General features: G+C 55.2%; 17 protein-coding genes. 9 read left to right on the top strand and 8 right to left on the bottom strand.

Translation table 11 applies throughout. The features are described from left to right. Nucleotides 1–27 precede the first annotated feature (27 nt). Nucleotides 28–1,362 carry a thymidine phosphorylase gene (locus tag H5P30_RS02965; protein ID WP_185691474.1) on the top strand — a complete coding sequence of 445 codons (1,335 nt, stop codon included), beginning with the start codon at nucleotides 28–30 and terminating at the stop codon, nucleotides 1,360–1,362. Nucleotides 1,363–1,595: 233 nt separating this feature from the next. On the opposite strand, the gene H5P30_RS02960 is transcribed toward H5P30_RS02965, so the two are convergent. Beyond that, nucleotides 1,596–2,252: a metallophosphoesterase gene (locus tag H5P30_RS02960; protein ID WP_185691473.1), complete on the bottom strand. Its 657-nt coding sequence runs from the start codon at nucleotides 2,250–2,252 to the stop codon at nucleotides 1,596–1,598. Between H5P30_RS02960 and H5P30_RS02955 the strand changes: the two genes are divergently transcribed. The 3 genes from H5P30_RS02955 (at nucleotide 2,217) to H5P30_RS02945 (ending at nucleotide 4,575) form a co-directional block, all read left to right on the top strand. Then, nucleotides 2,217–2,909, top strand: coding sequence for a hypothetical protein (locus H5P30_RS02955; RefSeq protein WP_185691472.1), 693 nt, complete (start codon nucleotides 2,217–2,219; stop codon nucleotides 2,907–2,909). The two genes, H5P30_RS02960 and H5P30_RS02955, sit on opposite strands and share 36 nt — an antisense overlap. Nucleotides 2,910–2,983: 74 nt before the next feature. Then, a complete protein-coding gene (locus tag H5P30_RS02950; RefSeq protein ID WP_185691471.1) occupies nucleotides 2,984–3,472 on the top strand; it encodes a hypothetical protein in 489 nt (162 codons plus the stop codon). A 74-nt stretch (nucleotides 3,473–3,546) separates the two neighbouring features. Beyond that, complete coding sequence (locus H5P30_RS02945) at nucleotides 3,547–4,575, top strand: M23 family metallopeptidase (RefSeq protein WP_185691470.1); 1,029 nt, start codon at nucleotides 3,547–3,549, stop codon at nucleotides 4,573–4,575. Between the two features lie 22 nt (nucleotides 4,576–4,597). Here the strand turns inward: H5P30_RS02945 and fucP are convergent, their stop codons facing one another. The 4 genes from fucP to H5P30_RS02925 form a co-directional block, all read right to left on the bottom strand. Beyond that, nucleotides 4,598–5,965 (bottom strand): L-fucose:H+ symporter permease, encoded by a 1,368-nt coding sequence (fucP, locus tag H5P30_RS02940; RefSeq protein WP_185691469.1) that lies wholly within the window; start codon nucleotides 5,963–5,965, stop codon nucleotides 4,598–4,600. Nucleotides 5,966–6,263: 298 nt separating this feature from the next. Further along, nucleotides 6,264–8,414 carry a phosphate acetyltransferase gene (pta, locus tag H5P30_RS02935; RefSeq protein ID WP_185691468.1) on the bottom strand — a complete coding sequence of 717 codons (2,151 nt, stop codon included), beginning with the start codon at nucleotides 8,412–8,414 and terminating at the stop codon, nucleotides 6,264–6,266. Nucleotides 8,415–8,460: 46 nt separating this feature from the next. Beyond that, entirely contained in the window at nucleotides 8,461–8,796 is a 336-nt protein-coding gene (locus H5P30_RS02930) for a DUF3127 domain-containing protein (protein ID WP_185691467.1), read from the bottom strand. Between the two features lie 73 nt (nucleotides 8,797–8,869). After that, the gene (locus H5P30_RS02925; RefSeq protein ID WP_185691466.1) at nucleotides 8,870–9,448 is read right to left on the bottom strand and encodes a hypothetical protein; all 579 of its coding nucleotides are present in this window, start codon (nucleotides 9,446–9,448) and stop codon (nucleotides 8,870–8,872) included. Between the two features lie 189 nt (nucleotides 9,449–9,637). Here H5P30_RS02925 and H5P30_RS02920 point away from each other — a divergent pair, with 189 nt between their 5' ends. Continuing rightward, nucleotides 9,638–10,699 (top strand): mechanosensitive ion channel family protein, encoded by a 1,062-nt coding sequence (locus H5P30_RS02920; RefSeq protein WP_185691465.1) that lies wholly within the window; start codon nucleotides 9,638–9,640, stop codon nucleotides 10,697–10,699. Between the two features lie 158 nt (nucleotides 10,700–10,857). Then, nucleotides 10,858–11,763 carry a transposase gene (locus tag H5P30_RS02915; RefSeq protein WP_246459248.1) on the top strand — a complete coding sequence of 302 codons (906 nt, stop codon included), beginning with the start codon at nucleotides 10,858–10,860 and terminating at the stop codon, nucleotides 11,761–11,763. Nucleotides 11,764–11,845: 82 nt separating this feature from the next. Here H5P30_RS02915 and H5P30_RS02910 read toward each other — a convergent pair whose 3' ends face one another. Genes H5P30_RS02910 through H5P30_RS02900 form a run of 3 tightly spaced genes read right to left on the bottom strand, consistent with a single transcriptional unit; the run spans nucleotide 11,846 to nucleotide 16,575 of the window. Then, on the bottom strand, nucleotides 11,846–12,556 hold the full coding sequence (locus H5P30_RS02910) for a MotA/TolQ/ExbB proton channel family protein (protein WP_185691463.1): 711 nt from the start codon (nucleotides 12,554–12,556) through the stop codon (nucleotides 11,846–11,848). 27 nt (nucleotides 12,557–12,583) lie between these two features. After that, nucleotides 12,584–13,660: a hypothetical protein gene (locus H5P30_RS02905; RefSeq protein ID WP_185691462.1), complete on the bottom strand. Its 1,077-nt coding sequence runs from the start codon at nucleotides 13,658–13,660 to the stop codon at nucleotides 12,584–12,586. Beyond that, entirely contained in the window at nucleotides 13,657–16,575 is a 2,919-nt protein-coding gene (locus tag H5P30_RS02900) for a tetratricopeptide repeat protein (RefSeq protein WP_185691461.1), read from the bottom strand. Before H5P30_RS02900 ends, H5P30_RS02905 begins: the two co-directional genes overlap by 4 nt. A 138-nt stretch (nucleotides 16,576–16,713) precedes the next feature. Between H5P30_RS02900 and H5P30_RS02895 the strand changes: the two genes are divergently transcribed. From H5P30_RS02895 to H5P30_RS02885, 3 genes are all read left to right on the top strand, one after another. Continuing rightward, nucleotides 16,714–17,472, top strand: a complete 759-nt coding sequence (locus tag H5P30_RS02895) for an SOS response-associated peptidase (RefSeq protein ID WP_185691460.1) — start codon at nucleotides 16,714–16,716, stop codon at nucleotides 17,470–17,472. Then, nucleotides 17,469–18,368: a tetratricopeptide repeat protein gene (locus tag H5P30_RS02890; protein ID WP_185691459.1), complete on the top strand. Its 900-nt coding sequence runs from the start codon at nucleotides 17,469–17,471 to the stop codon at nucleotides 18,366–18,368. Before H5P30_RS02895 ends, H5P30_RS02890 begins: the two co-directional genes overlap by 4 nt. A gap of 85 nt (nucleotides 18,369–18,453) precedes the next feature. After that, the gene (locus tag H5P30_RS02885; RefSeq protein ID WP_185691458.1) at nucleotides 18,454–19,035 is read left to right on the top strand and encodes a hypothetical protein; all 582 of its coding nucleotides are present in this window, start codon (nucleotides 18,454–18,456) and stop codon (nucleotides 19,033–19,035) included. Nucleotides 19,036–19,154: the final 119 nt, after the last annotated feature.

The following is a 19,154-nucleotide window of genomic DNA, read 5'->3' as shown; positions in this document are numbered from 1 at the left end:
AGCCAGAAAGCAAGAAAAAGTCATTTAATGAGAAAGAAAATCGTTTCGCCTCGAAAGTTTGTTAAGCCAAGTTATTCGGCTCTAATCGAGAAAAAGCGCGACGGGAGCGAATTTTCCGAGGAAGAAATTCGCTACATCGTGGATTCGGTCCTGGATAAGGAGATACCCGATTCCCAGCTCGCAGCCCTTTTGATGGCGGTCTACTTCCAGGGAATGTCAGCTCTGGAGACGGCGACATTTGCCGAGGAGATGATGCTCTCCGGTGAAATGATCGACCTCACCAAGTTGAGCCGCCCGAAGATTGATAAGTTCTCCACCGGTGGGGTGGGTGACAAAACCAGCATCGTCCTCGCACCGCTCGCTGCAGCTTGCGGCGTGGTCATGCCGACGATCAATGGAGTCGATGAGGAGTTGGAGATCAGCACCTTGCAGAAACTCTCTTCGATCAAGGGGTTCAAAAAGTCGATGGACTTGGAGACCTTCGTCGAGCAGTTGAACAAAGTCGGCTGCGCGATCATTGAGCAGGACAAGGAGATCGCTCCGACCGATTCGACCCTTTATTCACTTCGCCAGAAGTGCGGGAGCATCCCGAGTTTGCCGCTCATCACCGCCAGTGTTCTCAGCCGCAAGTTGGCTGCCGGTGCGGAAAGCCTTGTCGTCGATGTGAAGTGGGGGAATGGATCCTTTATCCAGGATTTGGAGCAAGCCAAGCAGTTGGCTCGTTCAATCACCCGCGTCGGTCGCTCCATGAAGCGCCGTTGCGTGGCCCTCGTCACCGACATGAATCAGCCGTTGGGTGATTCGGTCGGCACGGCTCTGGAAATTAAGGAAGCCATTGAGCTCCTAAAGGGCGAAGGTCCGGAAGATTTGAAGGAAATGGTCCTGAAGCTCGGCATGGAAGTGGTTCGCCTCTCCGGTGTCGCGGGTTCGACCCTCTCCGCCAAGCAGACGGTTCAACGCCACCTGAAGGACGGCTCGGCTCTCGAGAAGTTCAAGGAGATGGTCGGTGCTCAAGGCGGCGACGTCAGCATGATCGACGATCCCGAGAAGTTGCCGAAGGCCAAGCATTGCAAGAAGCTGCCTTCTCCGAAGCGCGGTTATGTCCACACCATCAACGCCGGCATGATTGCCCGCGGAGTGCGGATGCTCGCTCAGCGCAAGAACGGCACCCTCGATCCAGCCGTTGGTATTTCGGAAATCAAGAAGGTCGGCACCCAGATGAAACAGGGAGAGCCGCTCATGATGATCCATTACAACGACGAAGGAAACTCGGAAGCCGCCCTCGAATTCCTCAAGGGAGCCTATCGTCTCGCACCGAAGCGTCCAAATACTCCGGACCTCGTAGTCGAGCGCGTCGCTTAAGCGATCCGAGCAGAAAATTTTCCAAGCGAGTTCCCGTTTTGCGGGGACTCGCTTTTTTTGCGTCTCCAGACTCGTGTCGTTCTAAGGGCAGGGCAGTTCTCTAAAATTCGAGGATGGTGTTTTTTGGATATTCGCTGATATTAAGTGGCCGAATTCCAATCACTTACAGGATATAATAAACCAGGTTAAAAATGATTGACTCGATGCGAGGTAGCTAATGATTCACTTACTGATTAAGCATAGACTTTGCGGGCTTTGACTTGAACGATCTCCATGTCCGGGAGGATGCAGGCAGTTAGGAATCCGCCGTAGGCACAGGAGGTGTCGATGCAGAGAGCGTGGGGAGCGTAACGGACTTCTGGGTTAGGGGTGTGACCGTAGACTACGGTAGCGGGGCCTTCCCAGAGCTCAGACCAGTGGATCGAGTTGTTGCCACGGCGCTGGGCGGGAGGGATGTCTTCCGGAGAGATCCACTTGGTCTTGCAGACCGTGGAAATGGATTGGGTCCGCCATGGCTGCCCGGGGCGAAATCCTCCGTGGACGCAGACGAATTCGGAATCCTCGGTCTCGTAAAAGGCCTCCATGTGTCGAAGATAATCCCAGTCTTCGAGGTGAAGTTGCTGGAGGGTTTCGTAGTCGTAGGATTTCAGAATGGAGGGATCCCGGTGCTCGCGGTAGGTGATGAGGCGGTGCTCGTGGTTGCCCATGATGCTGCGAAAGCCGTTTTCCCTCGCAATTTTCACCACTCGGTGGCTTTCCGGGCCTCGATTGATCAGGTCGCCGAGAAGGAGAACACGGTCATGCTTCCCGGGAGAGAGCTTATCGAGAAGGTCTTCCAGTTCGTGTGCGCAACCATGGACGTCACCGATGGCGATGAGTTTACCGGACATGCGGAAGTTTTAGTGCGATGGGGAGGCGAAGGTCACCATCAAATATTTGCGAAGGTTCATTCTTTCGGAGGATTTGCTTTAAAAGGGGAGCGCCCTTATCGCTTTTCCCTCGTCAATTTAGCTCCTCGGAGCTTGAATTGGATCCGTATGCAGGAATGGAGTCTCCAGAGTGGATCCCGTAAATCTACGGGTTCCGAGCAGCCGTTTACGGACGGCCAGCAGGTGAGGTCTGTTCTTTGCATCGTGGAAAAAGAGGGGTTGATTCGGCTCGATTTTGACCCGGATGAGGAATTGAACCTGGGAGAGGCCCGCCCTATCGCTCAGTGGTTGCGGACTTTTCGGTCAAACGAGGCGGAAAAAGAAGTGGCTCGGGAAGCGGTCGAAACGGCGGATGATTTGTTTGACCAGATGATGAACGATACGCCGGAGGGAGACGAGGATCTTGAGCGCGAAGAGATTCGCGGAGTACTTTGTTTCATTCTCGCCCTTCATCTTGAGCGTAAGCGCGTGCTTCGCCCGACCGGACGAATCGCGGAGGATGGGACGCAGACCTATCGACATCCGAAGAAAGATCGCGAATACGAGGTGCGGGCGGTTGAGGTGCGTCCAGATTTGATTCAGAAAATCGAAGATCAGCTCGATTTTGTTCTCATCTAAAAACGAATGGTCATTCGGATGAACTCTTGCCTTTTTGGGGAACTCGATTCGCAATAAGGGCATACTGCTCAGTGATGAAACGATTTCTAATCAGCTCCTTTCTCGTCGGTCTTCTCACGCTTGTGGCCGGATGTCGTTCAACTACCATCGAGGATCCACATGTTCCGACGATCTACCTCGAGTCGACCAGCTCGATTCCAGGTCGGGAAGATCCTTACGTTACTCTTCCCATCAGTGAATCTCGGTATCGTCTTCCGCAGCGTCCACTTTTCGGGCCCATGGATATTATTCGAATCGAGATGGTCCAAGTGGAGCGTGGGTTGGCGGTTCGCTACCTGTTGACGCCTTCGGCTTCTCGTCAGTTGCGTCGCACTTCGGGAGACGCGATTGGGTACTCCTTTATCTTTTTTGACAATCAGAGCCCGATCGGTGCGCGCAAGATCGACGGGATGATCGATGATGGGATTCTATACACCTTCCTGGAAGTTTCGGACGAAGATATGCCGCAACTGGTGGTGGATATGAACCGTACTCTCGTCGAGTTCCGGCGCAATAACCGGTGATTCGGCGAAGGGCGAATGCGGGATCGCACCAAGGCAAGACAGCGGAATCGGGGACTTAATTGAAAGCTAGGGAAATGGTACGGAAACTCCGGGGTAGATTCCTGGGGATTGGAGCGCTTGCACTTCTTGTGATGGGAGGGGGATCATCGAGTTGGGCCGATCGTCTGCCATTGGTCTGGCCCACACCCAACCGGGCGTTTTTGGAAGGAAAGCCTCTGGAAGATTTTATCCAGCCGACTTCTTCGGGGCGGGTGGAGTCCGGGCTTTACGGTTGTGTTCGGAATGGAGGGTATCGTTTTCACGAAGCCCTCGATTTGAAGCCGGTTGAGAGGGATCGCAATGGACGCCCGCTCGATCCAGCCTTTGCGGCGATGCCCGGGGAGGTCGTTTATACCAACCAAATCGCGGGGAACTCATCCTACGGAAAATATGTCGTGATCCGACATGACTATGAGGGAATTGAGTTTTACACACTTTACGCTCACCTGAGGTCGATCGATTCGGGAGTTCGGGCGGGTGTTTTCGTCGAGCAGGGGGCGACTCTCGGGATCATGGGTTCAACGGCAGGGGGCTATACGATTCCTCGCAGTCGGTCCCATTTGCATTTCGAGATCGGAGTGCAGCTCGATTCTGATTTTGCCTGGTGGTACAATAAGCAGCGTTATGGGTCCAAAAATCAACACGGCCCGTGGAATGGAATCAATCTGAGCGGCTGGGATCCTCTCGAATATTATCGTCTGGCGCTGGCGGGCAAGATTTCCGGTCCGCGGCAATTTCTTTTGCGTCAGCCGGCCGCAGTTCGGGTTCGCGTTCCTTATTCCGGGGTTCCGGATTTAGTAAGGAGAAGCCCCGGTATGGCGGGCGACGAAATCGGGGATTCGGGAGCCGGATGGGAAGTGGATTTCTCGGAGTATGGGGTACCTCTCCGTTTTCGTCGGATCTCTGCTGAGGCGATGAAAGGATCTGGATCTGGTGCGGAGGTCATCGCCTACGATGGTGATCTCGCCTTTGCTAAGTGTAAGGATCTACTGGACAAGAAGGGTGACGGATACGTTCCGGGTTCGGATTTGCGCCGAGCCCTTGAACTTATCTTTGGGCGCTAAACCGATTCTCGGTCCTTCCGTCCTATGTGGCCTTGCGGGTGTTGAAAAAGCCGAAGATGGCCACGACGACAAAGCAGATGAGCGGGAGAATGAAAGAGGCCCGCACCCCCGCGATGATGAGCCCGCCAATTTCGATCGAACCCGCATCGATGATCCGTCCCTGAAGAGGCGGCATCAGAGCGCCCCCGACGATGGCAAAGATCAGGCCCGCGCTCCCCAGTTTGGCGTCCTGCCCCATACCCTCCAGCGAAATGCCGTAGATGGTGGGGAACATCAGGGACATGCAGATGGAGATGCCGATCAAGCAGTATAGACCCGGCATTCCCGGGATGAAAATAACCCCGAGAGTCAGGAGTACACCGAGGCAAGCGAAAATACCAAGTAGCAGTCCTGGGTTGAGAAACCGCAGGAGGAAAGTGCAGAGGAAACGGCTAGAGACGAAAAGGATCATCGCTACAATGTTGTAGTTCTGGGCCTGAGACGCGCTCATGCCGAGCGTTCCCATCGCGTAGTGAATGATGAAGGTCCAGCACATGATCTGGGCACCGACGTAGAAAACCTGAGTGAGAACCCCGAAGATGTAGTGAGGCGTGGAAACCAGCCGTTTAACGGTCCCGAAGAAGTGGAGTGTTTTGCCTTCTTCGGTGTTCTTGGGAAATCGGGAGACCGCGAAGGCTAGGAAGGTGAGAAGAACAACTCCGGCAATCGCGACGTAAGGTGCTTTGATGGTCGAAAGGTCTTCGGAGCGGAACTGCGCATGTTCCTCTGGAGAAGTCTCCGCAAAATCGTGGAGCGAGGCAGTAATCTCCGCGTCCACCTCGCCCGGAAGCATCTCGGAATACTCAGGATGGAGCTCCATCTGCTCGGTGCGAAATTCGGAGACGTTTAACTGAGCGAGAACGAGATGGCTGGCGACCACCATTCCAATCAGCGAGCCGACGGGGTTGAAGGCCTGCGCGAGATTCAGCCGTTGGGTGGCAGTTTCTGGTGGTCCCATCGAGAGAATGTAGGGATTGGCCGTTGTCTCGAGAAAAGCCAAGCCAAAGGTCAGGATGTAGAGGGCGATCAGGAAGAGGGTAAACTCCATCTCTCCAGCAGCGGGGATGAACAGGAGGGCGCCTGTAGCGTAGAGACCCAAGCCAACGAGAATCCCGGACTTGTAGCTGAACTTGCGGATGAAAAGAGCCGCAGGGATCGCCATGGTTGCGTACCCTCCGTAGAATGCAGTTTGAACTAGCCCGCTTTCTGCGGCGCTGATCAGGAAGATCTGCTGGAAAGCTTTGACTAGGGGATTTGTGACGTCGTTCGCAAATCCCCAAAGGGCGAACAGAGTTGTGACAAGGCAGAAGGGGTAGATCATCTGCCGGGCGAGAAGTGGAGTTTTCTTCATGCGGGAGTTGGGAATTGGGTCAAGTCTTTGGAAGTGGCCAGAACTTGAGGGGCGAGTCAAGTCGTGCAAGGCACTTTCGATCAGGGGCTTCCTTCGATTTATCAAAATTAAACTAAATGGCGCGTGAATATTGCATGTCCTTAGAGCGGGATGCGGTTCTTCGATATAGAGCGCCAAACGATTGAGAGCAGAGTAGGTCGATCCCGGAGGGATTTGGCCACTTTCGGAGGGTTGGGATAAGTGCAAAAAAAGCGGCTCCGGAGAGAACTTTCCCCGGAGCCGCCTGAAACAATCAAGATTAAGAATCTGCGGCCGCTTGGATCGCGGTCACGGCAATGGTGTAGATGATATCATCGACGAGAGCCCCGCGGCTGAGGTCGTTGACTGGCTTACGGAGTCCTTGAAGAACGGGGCCAATCGAGATCAGGTTCGCGCTTCGCTGAACTGCTTTGTAAGTCGTGTTTCCGGTGTTCAGGTCGGGAAATACGAAAACGTTGGCACGGCCGGCGATTTTGCTGTCCGGAGCCTTCTTTTCGGCCACATCCGGGATGGCGGCGGCATCATACTGAAGAGGGCCATCCAGGAGAAAGTCCGGGTTCATCTTCTTGGCGATTTCGGTCGCTTCGCGGACCTTTTCCACATCGACGCCTGAACCGGAGGAGCCGGTGCTGTAGCTGATGAGAGCGACCCTCGGGTCGATGCCGAACTGGCGGGAAGTCGCTGCGCTTTGTATGGCGATGTCGGCCAGCTCTTCGGCGCTTGGATCAGGATTGACCGCGCAATCTCCATAAACGAGGACCTGGTCCTGCAGGCACATGAAGAACACGGAAGAGACCAAGCGGGCATCGGGCTTGGTCTTGATCAGCTTGAGAGCGGGCCGGATTGTATTGGCGGAAGAGTGGACTGCCCCGGAGACCAGGCCGTCCACTTCGTCGAGGGCGAGCATCATGGTGCCCAGGACGACTGTGTCCTCAAGTTCTTCCCGGGCGCGTTTGACGGTCAGGCCTTTATGGCGACGTCGCTCGAGCAATGGTTCGAGATAGCGTTCGGCGATCTCGGTGGGATCGTGAATTTCCAGACTATCGGGGAGATGGAGACCTTGCGCCGTAGCGATCCGTCGAACCTCATCGGGTTTGCCGAGAAGGACACATTTGGCGATGTTGCGGTTCGTGCAGGCAATTGCCGCGGCGATGGTGCGCGGTTCTTCGCCTTCCGGAAGGACGATCTTCCGGTTGGCTTCCCGGGCGGCCCGAGTCAGCTGAAGACGGAAAGCGGCAGGGGAAACACGACGCTCGATTTCCTTTGAAAGTCGGTTGTGGAACCAATCGAAATTCAAATGGCGGGCGACGTAGTCCATGGCCTGCTCCATTCGGTCGAGGTCATCGACGGGGATGTGCGGCGAGATCCGGGAGAGCGTCGAGGCGGTGAGGAAGCTCTCGGTTTGGACGCGAAGCACTGGAAGGCCGCTTTCCTCGATTCCCGGGCGGCAGAGCTCGAGCACATTCTCGCGCATGGGCACCTTGCCAGTGATGATCAGTCCGGCAAGCGGGACTTTGTTGATCGCGGAGAGGCAAACGGCCATGATGACGTCATCCCGGTCACTCGGGGTGACGATCAGTGCCCCCGATTTGAGAGTGTGAAGGAGATTGGTCACATTCCGGGCGCAAAGGGTGATCGCGCTTACGCGGCGGGATTCTAGTTCGCCTGGAAATAGGATTTCCGCTCCCAGAAATTCAGCGACATCTCTGGTGCGTACCGATTGAAGGGCTGGATTCTCCGGTACGCATCCGAGGATATCCAAGGTCCCATCGGTAAAGATTTCCGACTCTGCCTCAATGCGCTTCTGGAAATTGGCTTTCCACTCGCTTTGTGGATCGGAGAGCCATTTGTGGGACTCGTCATCACTGCTTGCCTCATCCGTGGGGAGGCGGTTGGCAATGGCTCCAACGACATTGGCGACCGAGACACCGCCATGAATCGAGGCGGCCATCTCAATCTCCTGCGAGAATGAACGAATATCGGAGCCCACGTACCGACCGACATAAATGATCTCGGCCCCGATTGCGCGAGCCACGTCGCGGTTTAGGCGGTTCTTGAAGGTTTGGGATTCCTCGGAAAGCAGCCCTTCAATGATGAGAACGTCGGCTTTCTCGGAGAGGCTCTCGATCATTTCAACGACCTGCTCCATGAGGTCATCGACCCGGTTCTCGCGAATGTATTGTTCGGCGACGGCGAGGTCGATCGGAGCCGGAGGCTTGATGCTCAGAAGCCTTTCAGCGAAGACGATGGACGGATCGAGGTTTTTTTCGGTGACCGGTCGCTGACTGATCGGTTTACAGAAAGCGACGCGGATGCCCCGGCGATCCAGGGCTCGGGCGGCCCCGAGTGAAGTCGTTGTCAGGCCCGCGTCGGCAGACGAGGCGCAGAGATAGAATCGATGTTTAGCCATAAGAAAGTTTGGTTCTGCATGGCTCGGTCTCTGCCCCTCTGACTCATCAGAAGGGGATGTCGTCGGGCGGCTCGTCTTGCGATGCCGGCTCGATGGAGTCGGGAGCAGAGTCGCCTCCGGAGACAGAATTGACCTGCCATGCGCTTAGATTAACGAAGTAGTTGCCTTTCCACTCGCGTCCACGGATGTCGAATTTGACTTTCACAGTGTCGTCGGCAGAAACGTTATCGAGTTGCTGGATCTTGTCCTGCACGCATTCGAATTTAATATCTTGCGGGTATTTACCGTCTTCGACGGTTACCACGAATTCCCGTTTGCGGAATCCGCTCCCGAAAGTTTGCTCGTCAAAGACTTCTTTTACTTTTCCTTCCAGTTCAAACATGGACCTATACCATTGGTCGCGAAGCTGCAGTGTCAATGCATGAGGAAGCCGATTAGGAACTTCGATCCCGAACCTATTGTTGGTTCAGGAGTTCCACATCGACGCCCTTTGCAAATTCTTCCAAGGTCGCCACGTCCACGGCGTTTCCATCCACGGAAATGAAGAATCGATCACTCACGGCGGCGGTGAGGGTCCCGGAAGAAGAATCCTCATCATAGGTCACGATTCCCTCAATCCCTTCTGCTTTGAATATCTTTTGTCCCAATTGTTGGACCATCGATGGATTTTCGAGAAGCATGGAAATCTGCCCGACCAGCGGAGAGTCGCTCATAATGCGGACATTTACGGAACTGTCGCCTTTACGATAGGTCTGGGACGCGGAAGTCATCCCTCCCATGACGGAGGCGCCAACAGCCTGTATCTCGGGTTCATCCTCCGTGGTCCATCCCTCTGGTGATGTGGGGAGGGCCTTGGCCAATGAGGCGCCTGACCGTTCGCGCAGGAGTTGGGCCGCCAGCTCGAACTGAGAGGCCGCTTGGGAATATTGTTCGTCGCCGAAGGCCGCGATGCCTTCATCAATCGCAGATTGAATCTCATCGGCGGTCGCCACCTGGAGACAGGAAAGAAAAAATAGAAGCGTTAAAGCTCTCATCGCTACCCTCAGTTGAGCAAAGTTCGGGCCGTTTGGCGAGTTCGAAGCCGATTTATTCCGAGTCATTAGAAGGTACCGAGAAGGATATTAGCCTCTTTTGTTTTCTGGGGAAGGGATGGACTTTTCGATTAAGTTTCAAAAAGTTCGCCTTGTTCTTGCGGTTTTCGGCCGGACGTTTCCAATAAGCGCATGCCCGAAGAGACCAGCACCTTCTTGGATATCCTGATCGTAATCGGTATAGCGGCCGGAGTTTTCCTCGCCGCAAAGCTAATCCTGAGGATCGGATGCCATCATCTCGAGAAGGTCAGTAAGAGGACCGAGACCATTATAGACGACCAGCTTCTGGTGGCCCTGAGGAATACCAAAACGCTCTTACTGGCGCTTTTCGCCGTATGGATGGGGACGGAATGGTTAGAGTTGGGGAGGGCGGAGAAATGGCTCGACCGCGGTGGATTTTTTGTGGTCGTCCTTCAAGCTGGAATCTGGGCGACCTCGTTTCTCGTGGGATTCATTATCTTCTACGGGAAAAAACGCTCGGCGACAGGCGAATCCGGCGCAGGAATTCTATGGTTTAGCTATCTGGCCCGAGTCGTGGTCTGGTCGATCGCCTTTCTCCTAATCGTTTCAAATCTTGGCTATGATGTTACGGCGCTCATTGCCGGATTGGGGATAGGGGGAATCGCGATCGGGTTGGCGGTTCAGAGTATCCTCGGGGATCTCTTCGCATCCCTCTCGATTGTCTTGGACAAACCCTTCGAAGTGGGCGATTTCATTATCGTGGGCGACCTGTTGGGGGTTGTGGAGAAGATCGGCATCAAAACCACCCGAGTTCGTAGCCTCTCCGGGGAACAGTTGGTTTTCTCAAATAATGACCTGACCTCGAGCCGGATTCGGAATTTTAAGCGGATGTACGAACGCCGCGTCGTTTTCGGTTTCGGAGTGATCTACCAAACCACTCCGGATCAATTGGAGTCGATTCCGGGCATGGTGAAATCATTCATTGAGGAACAGGAACAAACACGTTTCGACAGAGCTCATTTTAAGGGTTTCGGAGAAAGTTCTTATGACTTCGAGGTCGTATACTATGTCTTGGACCCGGACTATAACCTCTACATGAACATCCAACAGGCCGTAAATTTGGCGATGGTGCGTGCATTTGCAGAACACGAAATCGAGTTCGCCTATCCTACTCGCACGCTTTATCTATCGAAGAGCGAGGAGGAGGAAAGCCTCGATCCAGCAGAATCCTGACCATGACGATGTCGTTTATTTCTTTAGTGAATACAGATGAAACCCAATAAAATATAACTGTTCTATTTAGGTTTGACTATCTGAGTAGATTGGAAAAAGTAGGAGCCATGGGCAGGGTCAGGCGCAAGGAATTGGATCGTTTGTCTTATCATCATCTGATGAGCCGGACAGTGAATGGAGAGGCTCTCTTTGGGGATCGGGAGAGGGAGGTTTTGCGGAAGATGATCTGGCAGGTGGCTGAGTTTTCTGGGGTTCGGGTGGTTACTTATGCGGTGATGAAGAACCATTTCCATATTTTGGTGGAGGTGCCACCAGCAGGGACAGAGGTTTCAGATGCGGAGTTGGTTCGTCGGTATCGGAAGCTTTATCCTAAGCCTACTCCCTGGAATCCAATGCCTGCGGAGGTTTTGGAGGGGCATTTGAAGGATAACTTCCTTGATGGGAGAGAGTTGCGGAAGGACCTTACCCGCCGGATGCATGATGTTTCGGAGTTTATGCGGACTCTGAAGCTTCGTTTTACGCTTTGGTTTAACCGCTCACGAGATCGGTTTGGGCCACTTTGGTCGGCTAGGTTTAAGAGTGTTTTGGTCGAAGGGGATCGTTGGGCTTTGCGGACGGTAGCGGCCTATATTGACCTGAATGCAGTTCGGGCGGGGCTGGTCTCGGATCCTAAGGATTATCGGTTTTGTGGGTATGCGGAGGCTCTTGGGGGTGGGCGACTGGCTCGGGCCGGGTTGTCTGTTGTGGATAAGGACCTAGAGGGGTATCGGCAGACTTTGTATGGGGCTGGAGATGGTGAGAAAGAAGGGAAAGCGTCTATTTCCCACGAAGAAGCGGTTCGGGTTTTGCGGGAGGAGAAGGGGAAGTTGCCTCTTTCTGTGGTTTTGCGGTGCCGGGTTCGCTATTTTTCGGATGGGATGGTGCTGGGGTCGGAGGATTTTGTGAGAAAAGCCATGGAGGGCGAACCGGATGGGAAGCGGGCGCGAAGACCTCACCCATTGCGGGGTGCCGACTGGAAGGGGCTTTCGGTTGGGACCGGGTTGCGCAAGGGGTTGTTTGGCTGATCTTGTCCCGTGCCCTTGTGGCTTAATTTCGCTCGAATAAGTTACGAAAGTTGTCTTTGGATCGAATCACTTCGATAGTGATTTAGTCTTCGTCGATTGCATCAATCAGTTCCGATGCGGTTTGGGTGGTTTGGATCATCTGGTGTCCTAAGCGGTTCCGGAGGATGAAGTAGAAGATCATGGCGGGGATTCCGATTACTAGTCCGGTCGCTGTGGTGATGAGGGCTTCTCCGATGTCTCCGGCGAGGAGTTCAGGGCGGCCCATTCCGCCTTGTCCGATGGTTTGGAAGGCGCTGATCATTCCGCTGACGGTTCCGAGGAGTCCGATCATGGGGGCGACAGCGGCTACTACGTTCAGGTAATTGACCCACTGAGAGACGCTGTTTTCTTCCGCTTCCAAGTTTTCGACCAAAAGGTTCTCGGCTTGCTCCTTGTTGAGGTTGGGGCGGTCGCTCCGAAGTTTGAGGAGGGCTGGGGCTAGGCTGCGTCCGAGGACGGTGTTGGTGGCTTTGAGCGTTTCGGAGGTTGCCTGAACATCATGATTGCTGAGTGCCTCGCGGGTTTGGGGGAGGAGGGCGTCGGGGATGAAACGGCTGCGTCGGGTTTCGAGGTAGCTGTAGATGATGAGAAAGAGCATGGCCAGAGAGCAACCCGCCAGCGGGATCATGGCCCATCCACCTTGCTGAATCATACCGAAGAGACTGGTGTTGTTTGTCGAAACAGGAGCTCCCGTATCCTGCGCGAGCAGCAGGGTCGGAATTGCGGAGATGAGGAGGCTGTAGATAATTTTCATAATAGCTCGGGAATGACGTTGAATTATTTAGAGTGGAGCAAGCTCGACGGGATTGGGCGATGGCTCGCTATCGGTTGATTTTGAATTTAGCAGATCCTCCGACTTGTCCTTTTCAATGAGGACGGGCTGTAAGAAGCCTTCGGGGTTTTTAATTTCCAGGTCTTCCAGTCCCTTTGCCGCCGAAAGAAAAGCCTGGAGCGGTTTCCACTGGAGGTCTCGTGTCCACAATTCATCGAGGAGCTTGTCCCGTTCGATCGGATCATCGAGGAGATGGGCCGAGGCGATCGCGATCGCATAGCACTGATCGAGGTAGGCCGTGGGATTGGCGCCCGAAAAGACGATGGGATTCAATGCGGTATAGAGAGCTTGCTCAATGTCGCCGTTTTCAAATTGCAGGGCAGAGAGAATAAAAAAGCCAAGAGCGGATTGATCGAATCGGCTGGTCCGGTCGATCCAGGAACGAGCGCGGGTCTCCGCTTCTTCGGTGAGACGAAGTTGGTAGTAGGCGAGGAGTTCAATGTCGTCTAGCTCGTCCTGATCTTCGGGGAGAGTTAGGTAGGGGCGGATGGCTTTGGTGTAGGCAATGGCTTGGGCCGGGTTGTCGACCGAGAGTGCGGAAAGAGGGAGCGCGCGAAAGAATGAGAGTTTTTCTGGAGGGATCAGAGGGAAGAGCGGGTAACGAGTGCCGATTATCGATTCCAGATAGGGGAGGGCTTCGCTGAGTTGGCCGGCTTGGATCATCTCAATGGTTCTCTCGACGATTTCTCTACCCGGAAAATAAATTTCCTGAACCTCTTCGAATGGAAAGGAGAGGACGACTTCTCCTCCCTCTTGAACTATCCGGAGGTAGATCCGTTGGTCTTCCATATTGGAGAGGGTTCCGGAAAACCTACGACCTCCAAGAAGGGTAACCGTAAGAGGTTTTCGCAGCTCCAGATACTCGTCTTCGGGGATAGGACCTCCGATTGGGGGAGGGAGTCCTGACATGTTTTCGAGTAGCGCGCGGGTGGTCTCCTTCGAGAGAGATGGAGAGAGAGGTTCGCTCGCATGAGTGAGGAGCGACCCGATCAAAATCGAAAAGAGGAAAAGTAGTGATCCCTTCATGACGATTCCTCCGAAGTGCGATTTTGGGTTAATTCTTCTGGCGCCTCCGGGGTCCAGGGTGGAGGCCCGTATTTTTCCAAAAGGCTGCGCCGAATATCGTTAGCCGGAGCTGCCGAAGGGGTATTCAAGAGCCGCTCGTCGGCGAGCATTTCCTCGAGCGATCGATAGGCCGCTTCAGGGCGGTCGAGTTCTTGGAAATCGATGGCGCTACGGAGATAGGCTTCTGCGACGAGATCGGGGTAGGCTCGGTAGAGTGTGTAAATCCTTTGCCAGTAGGGGATGGCTCTTTCCAGATTGCCCCGTTTCTCATTCATTTCGGCCAGTCCAGCTAGTGCGCGGGCGTGAGGGATGCCGCGGGCCTGTTTGAGTTTGAGGATGTCTTCAAAGGTCTTCTCGGCGTCATCGTAGTAGCCGAGTTCAGTCAGGATGCGTCCTCGAAGAATTTTAACGCGAGGAGAGAGTGGGTGGATGGGAATCTGGGTTTCGAATTTTCGAAGGAAGTCGTCGGACTCCTCGAGTTCCCCTTCCTCGAAGAGCATCTGTGCTTTTCCCAGCCAGGCTTCGGCCCGGGCTGGATGGGTTGGATAGTTACTGAGAATGTAGTCAAAGTAATCGTTGGCGTATTGATATCCCGCTTCGGAATAGATGAGCCCGATTTGCCCGATGACTTGGGGGTCGAGATGATCCATTGGAACCTTTTCGTCGATTTCCTGAAGGATGGTTCTCGCCATGTCTTCGTCTCCTCGGGACCGTTCCCGGTTCGCTTGAAAATACTTGAGGCGGCTCAACCACGTCAGTCGATCGGTCGATTCGGCGTCGATGATTTGAGCGTCTATCCAAGACGAGAAGTTATCGGCTTCGAGGACGGGGTGTTCGGGCAAGTTTTCGATGTCTTCCCGCAAGAGTTCGGCCCTCATGGCCTCCAGGGAGGAGAGTAGGGCTTGGATCTCGGTTGCCGAGGGATCGTTGCCATACTCCTCGAGGGCTTGGTCGAATTGGGCGAGTGCTTCCTCGGGCTTCCCTTCTTGCAGGTAGGCCCATCCGAGCCAGTAGAGAGCTTCGCTTATGCGTGGCTTTACGGTGAGATCATCCCGGTTGAGATAATCGGAAAAATGTTCGACCATGAGGTCGTAGCGTTCGAGCGCTTTGAAAATCTTGCCCCTCTGAAAGATTGCGTAGGGAAAGAGGTTGCCGGCGTCTGGGGTGACTTGGGCAAAAACCGAGGAGGCTTGGATGAGCTGTCCCTGGCCCATGAGGATGTCTCCCTTCAGAACCGTAGCTTCGGCGGCTCGCTGGTGTTGGGGATAGAGGGCGAGGAAGTTTTCGATTTCCTCGGCGGCCGTATCGTAGTCCTGAAGGGCGTAGTGTGCGGTGGCGATCCGGTAGAGTATTTCCGGATACAGGTAATGGTTCTGGGATTGTTCGGCAAGAGGGACAAGCTCCTGCAAAGCTTCTTCATAGTTTCCTTCGAATTGATGAGTGAGGCCGTGCCAGAGCCGAGCCTGGGTGGCTAAGGGGTGCTCGGGGTACAATTCGGTGAACAGGGCGAAGTTCTCGCGGCTCTCCTCATATTGTTCAAGCATGGCGAGATTGAAGCCGAGGGTGAAGCGCCATCGGGGAGCGAGGGAGTGCTCGGGAAACCGTTCGAGGAGCTCTTCATAGACCTCGATGGCTTGGCGATATTTCTGCTGCTCCTGGTGGGCTTGAGCGATGAGATAGAGTGCTTCCGGCGCGAGCTCGCTATCGGGGTAGTTTTCCTCGAATTGGAGGGCGACCGTGAGGGTGTCTTCCCACTCTTGCAAAAGAAAGTTGGCGAGGATCCATCGATAGTGGGCCTGTTGGCGGATCGGGGCGGGGAGGGTGTCGTCCTCGGTGAGGTTGCGAAAGAGAATCAAAGCCTCGCGCCCGCGGTTGTTGCTGAGAAAAGCTTGCCCGTAACGGAGGAGGTAGCCCGGAGTGTAGTTCTCCATGCTTTCCAGCGCTTCGAGCTGACTCTGAAGGCGGGCGATGAGGCTGGCGTAGTAGGAATTCCAAACCGAGGCCATGGGGGAGGCGGAGTTGCGGAGTCGGTAGTCGAGAATTCTCTGGGCGATGTCCAGTTGGCGGCGTTGTCGATTCAGGAGGGTGGCGTAAGTGGGGACGAGTCGGTAGGCTTGGAGGGCGTCGGAGAAATCCTCGGTTTGCAGGAGGGCGTCGCCGGTTTGGAGGGCGGCGAATGCAAGGACGGTGAGTTCCGGCATTTGGCGGAAGTTCCACTCCGTGTCCAAAAGGAGTTCTGAGGCTTGGGAAAAATTTTGCTGCTCAAGAGCTTGTTGAAGGGCACGCAGGCGGGCCTGGTTGCGCAACCTTTCGGGGGCGGAGGATTGGTAGAGGGATTCGGTGATGGCCGAAGCTTTCTCAGTTTCCCCGGTGCGGAAGAGAAGATCGGCTTGCTGGAGGGCGGCGAGGGAGGTCTCGGGAGAACCGGGATAGGTTTCGACAAAGGCTCCAAAATGCTGGGCGGCTTCGGCGGGGTTGTCGTTGAGTTGCTCGGCCTGGGCGAGAGTGTAGAGAACGAATCCGTGAACGGGGCTGGGCTCGGGAAACTGATCGAGGAAAGCTTTGAATTTCTCGATTGCCTTGGGGTAGTCCTGAACGGCGAACTCGGAGTATCCTTGAGCGGGAAGGAGGATTTTCTGAATGGCGGGATCCTGCAGCTCGGGTTCGCGGCCAAAACTCTGATCCAGCATGTCGAAGAGCTCCACTGCCTGTGGATAGTCTCCTCCACGGAAAGCTGCTGTGGCCCGGGCTAGAACCTCTTGGAGCCTGAGCCTCTGCACGGCGACCTCCGCCTCGGCTTGAGCCGAAGGATATCCGACTCCCAAGGCGAGGAGGAGCCCGCAGAGCAAAGTCTGGAGCACATGCGATGGATTCATGACGATTTTAGGATCATAGAGGTAGAGGACTCTATAGCAGAAGGTTTTTCGTAAGTTTGCGAAAGAGTGAACGGGTTGGTGACGGAATCGTTGCGAAGGCGAAATGGGGAAAATCCCGGTTGGGGGCTAGCTGTAATTATGCCGAATTTTGCGACCCTCCTTGGATCGGAGCAAGAGGTGAGTTGCGTTTTGCGAGTGGATTGGGAAAGCTCTTGGTTTATGTGCGGTCGATACAGCTTCCATTTGACAGAAGAGGAGGTGTCCGAATTGACGGGTTCGGTTCCTCAGCCTTTTCCCGCCGCGGTTTACAATCAATCTCCGGGAGTCGAGGTTCCGGTCCTCGGTCCGGAAGAGGAGTGGGGTCCGATGCCTTGGGGCGCGGAAATGGCAGTGGGCCCGAGTCGGAACCGACTGGTAATCAATGCCCGCTCCGAGACGGCCGAGGAGAAGCGGGCTTTTCGGGAGGCCTTCGCTGTGAGACGTTGCGTGATGCCGGCTTCGGGCTTTTTTGAATGGCATCGGGAGCCGCCCAGTGCGCAGCCCTATTACTTTTCCCCGATTTCGGGCCCGGGGATTCTCTTGGCGGGTTTGGTGCTGCTTGCAAAGCCAGATGAGAAACCGCGAGTGGTCGTGCTGACCCGCGGGGCAGACGAATGGATGGAGGCGATCCATCACCGGGCGCCGGTTCGGATTCGGCCGGACCAGTTGCGAGCGTGGTTGTCTCCCGAGCGGGGAGGGGCTGCGGCGGTGCGTGATTGTGCCTTTCCAGACGAGGAAGGCTCGTTGAAGCGGCATCCGGTATCGAGTCGAGTGAGTCGGGTCGCGGAAAATGATTCGGGAATTCTTGAACCTGTAGCCCTTGAGCCGAGTCTTTTGCAGGGAGACCTCTTTTTATGAATCGTAGAACGAACTTTTTTTCCTGTTTTTGCCTATGGGCTGGGCTGGTCCTTGGATCTGGATTGGTCCCTCTCCGTGCTCAGGAAGCGGTAGTGGACGAAAGTGTTGCCGATCAGAGGTTGATTGAGATTCTGGCCTCGGAGCGCGACTTGGTGGCGGCGGCGGTGCAGGGAGTCGGTCAGGACGGGCTCCTCGTGCGGGCGCAGGACATTGCCCGAAGCTATGAGAGTTTTTTGGCGGATAATCCGGATCATCTGTATGGATGGATTCTTTGCGGGAAGTTTCTTCGATCGGTCGGGGCCGATAACAAGGCGTTTGCTGCGTTCCGCAAAGCGAACTCCCTTCAGCCGGATTTACCGGTGGTGCAGCAGCAGATGGGGCTGGTTTTGGCCGATTTGGGTTCCTATGAGGCTGCCCTCCCGTTCCTTTTGAGGGCGGTGGAGCTCGATCCCGAGGAGCCGGGGTATCATGACGAAATTGGGATCTTTCTCATCAAATATGGATCCCAGCTGGAGGTTGACGGGGTTCTGGGAGAGGGGAGAGCCTCGGCCTTGGCCCTGGAATCGTTTGAGACCGCGTTCCGGCTCGATCCCGATAGTTTTGAGCGAGGATGGCGCTGGGCGGAGGCCCATGCGGATTTGGCGGAGCCCGATTGGGAGGCGACGGCGATGGCTTGGCAGAGAGTTCTGCCTTTGGCGCAGACGGTGCCTGAGCGGGAAGCGAGCCGATTACAGATTTCACGGGGATGGATTGAGGCTGGAAAACCCGAGCGCGCCGAGGAGTGGCTCGAGCCAGTAGAGACCGAGGCATTGCAGGCTTCCTGGGAGCAATTGCGCGCGATGGTTTCGAAGGATCCAGGGGATATTGCGCCGCAAACCTCGAGCGATTCCGGATAGGCCGAGGATGCGTTGCTTTCGGGTTGGGCGCAGCGCGAGATCCAGAGCCTTGACTCATCGCCCATCTTGGGCAGATCAAAGAGGGGTGAAATCGCTCTTTCTCTCTCTCTTCGCAATCTCAGGTCTCGTTCTTTTGTATGGGTGTTCCGATGAAGGCTCATCCCCTGAAGCCTCCTCCGAGAGTGCGGCGTCCTCGAGCAGTAAGGTTCGGGAAGGGTTTACGCTCACCGGTCCGGATTCGCTGAGCATTCGCTGCCAGACGGCTCCACGAAACATGTCCTCCCCCTCCTATGGAGAAGCCTCTTTTCAGTTGGAGATTATGGCAGGATGGATCGATACCTCCGCCGCCGCCGAAGGTGAGGCCACAAAGAGTTTCGGTCTCGGAACTCTTTTCGTCCGGTTTGATGTGGCGGAAGTCGGAACTTACAGTCTGACCCGTTTCGACTCCGAGGAAGGGGTTCGGATGCGGATTGATTCTATTCCGGATCAAGGACTTTCAGAGGACCTGAGGTCCATTTCCGGGGAATTGACTTTCGACCAGTTGGAAGTGGGCGAGAATCGTAAACCGGTGAAGGCCGCTGGGAGCTTCACGGGCGAATTCGCTCTCGGCCGGACGAAGCAGGTTTTGCCGATCTCCGGGACCTTTGCGGTCGGTCTTAAGGACTGATCGGCGTCCTTGGTCGGGATCGCTGGATCCCGATTCTGTCGTGGATCCCGTCGTCCCGGGGAATGTGGGCAAACTTCGGTCGGAGGATCCCGATCCGGAGGTGGGCTCGGATTCCCTCG

The sequence above is a fragment of the Puniceicoccus vermicola genome (assembly GCF_014230055.1).
GTDB classification, from domain to species: Bacteria; Verrucomicrobiota; Verrucomicrobiia; order Opitutales; family Puniceicoccaceae; genus Puniceicoccus; species Puniceicoccus vermicola.
Note: the sequence above shows the minus strand (reverse complement) of the source record. Positions and strands in the feature narration are given on the sequence as shown.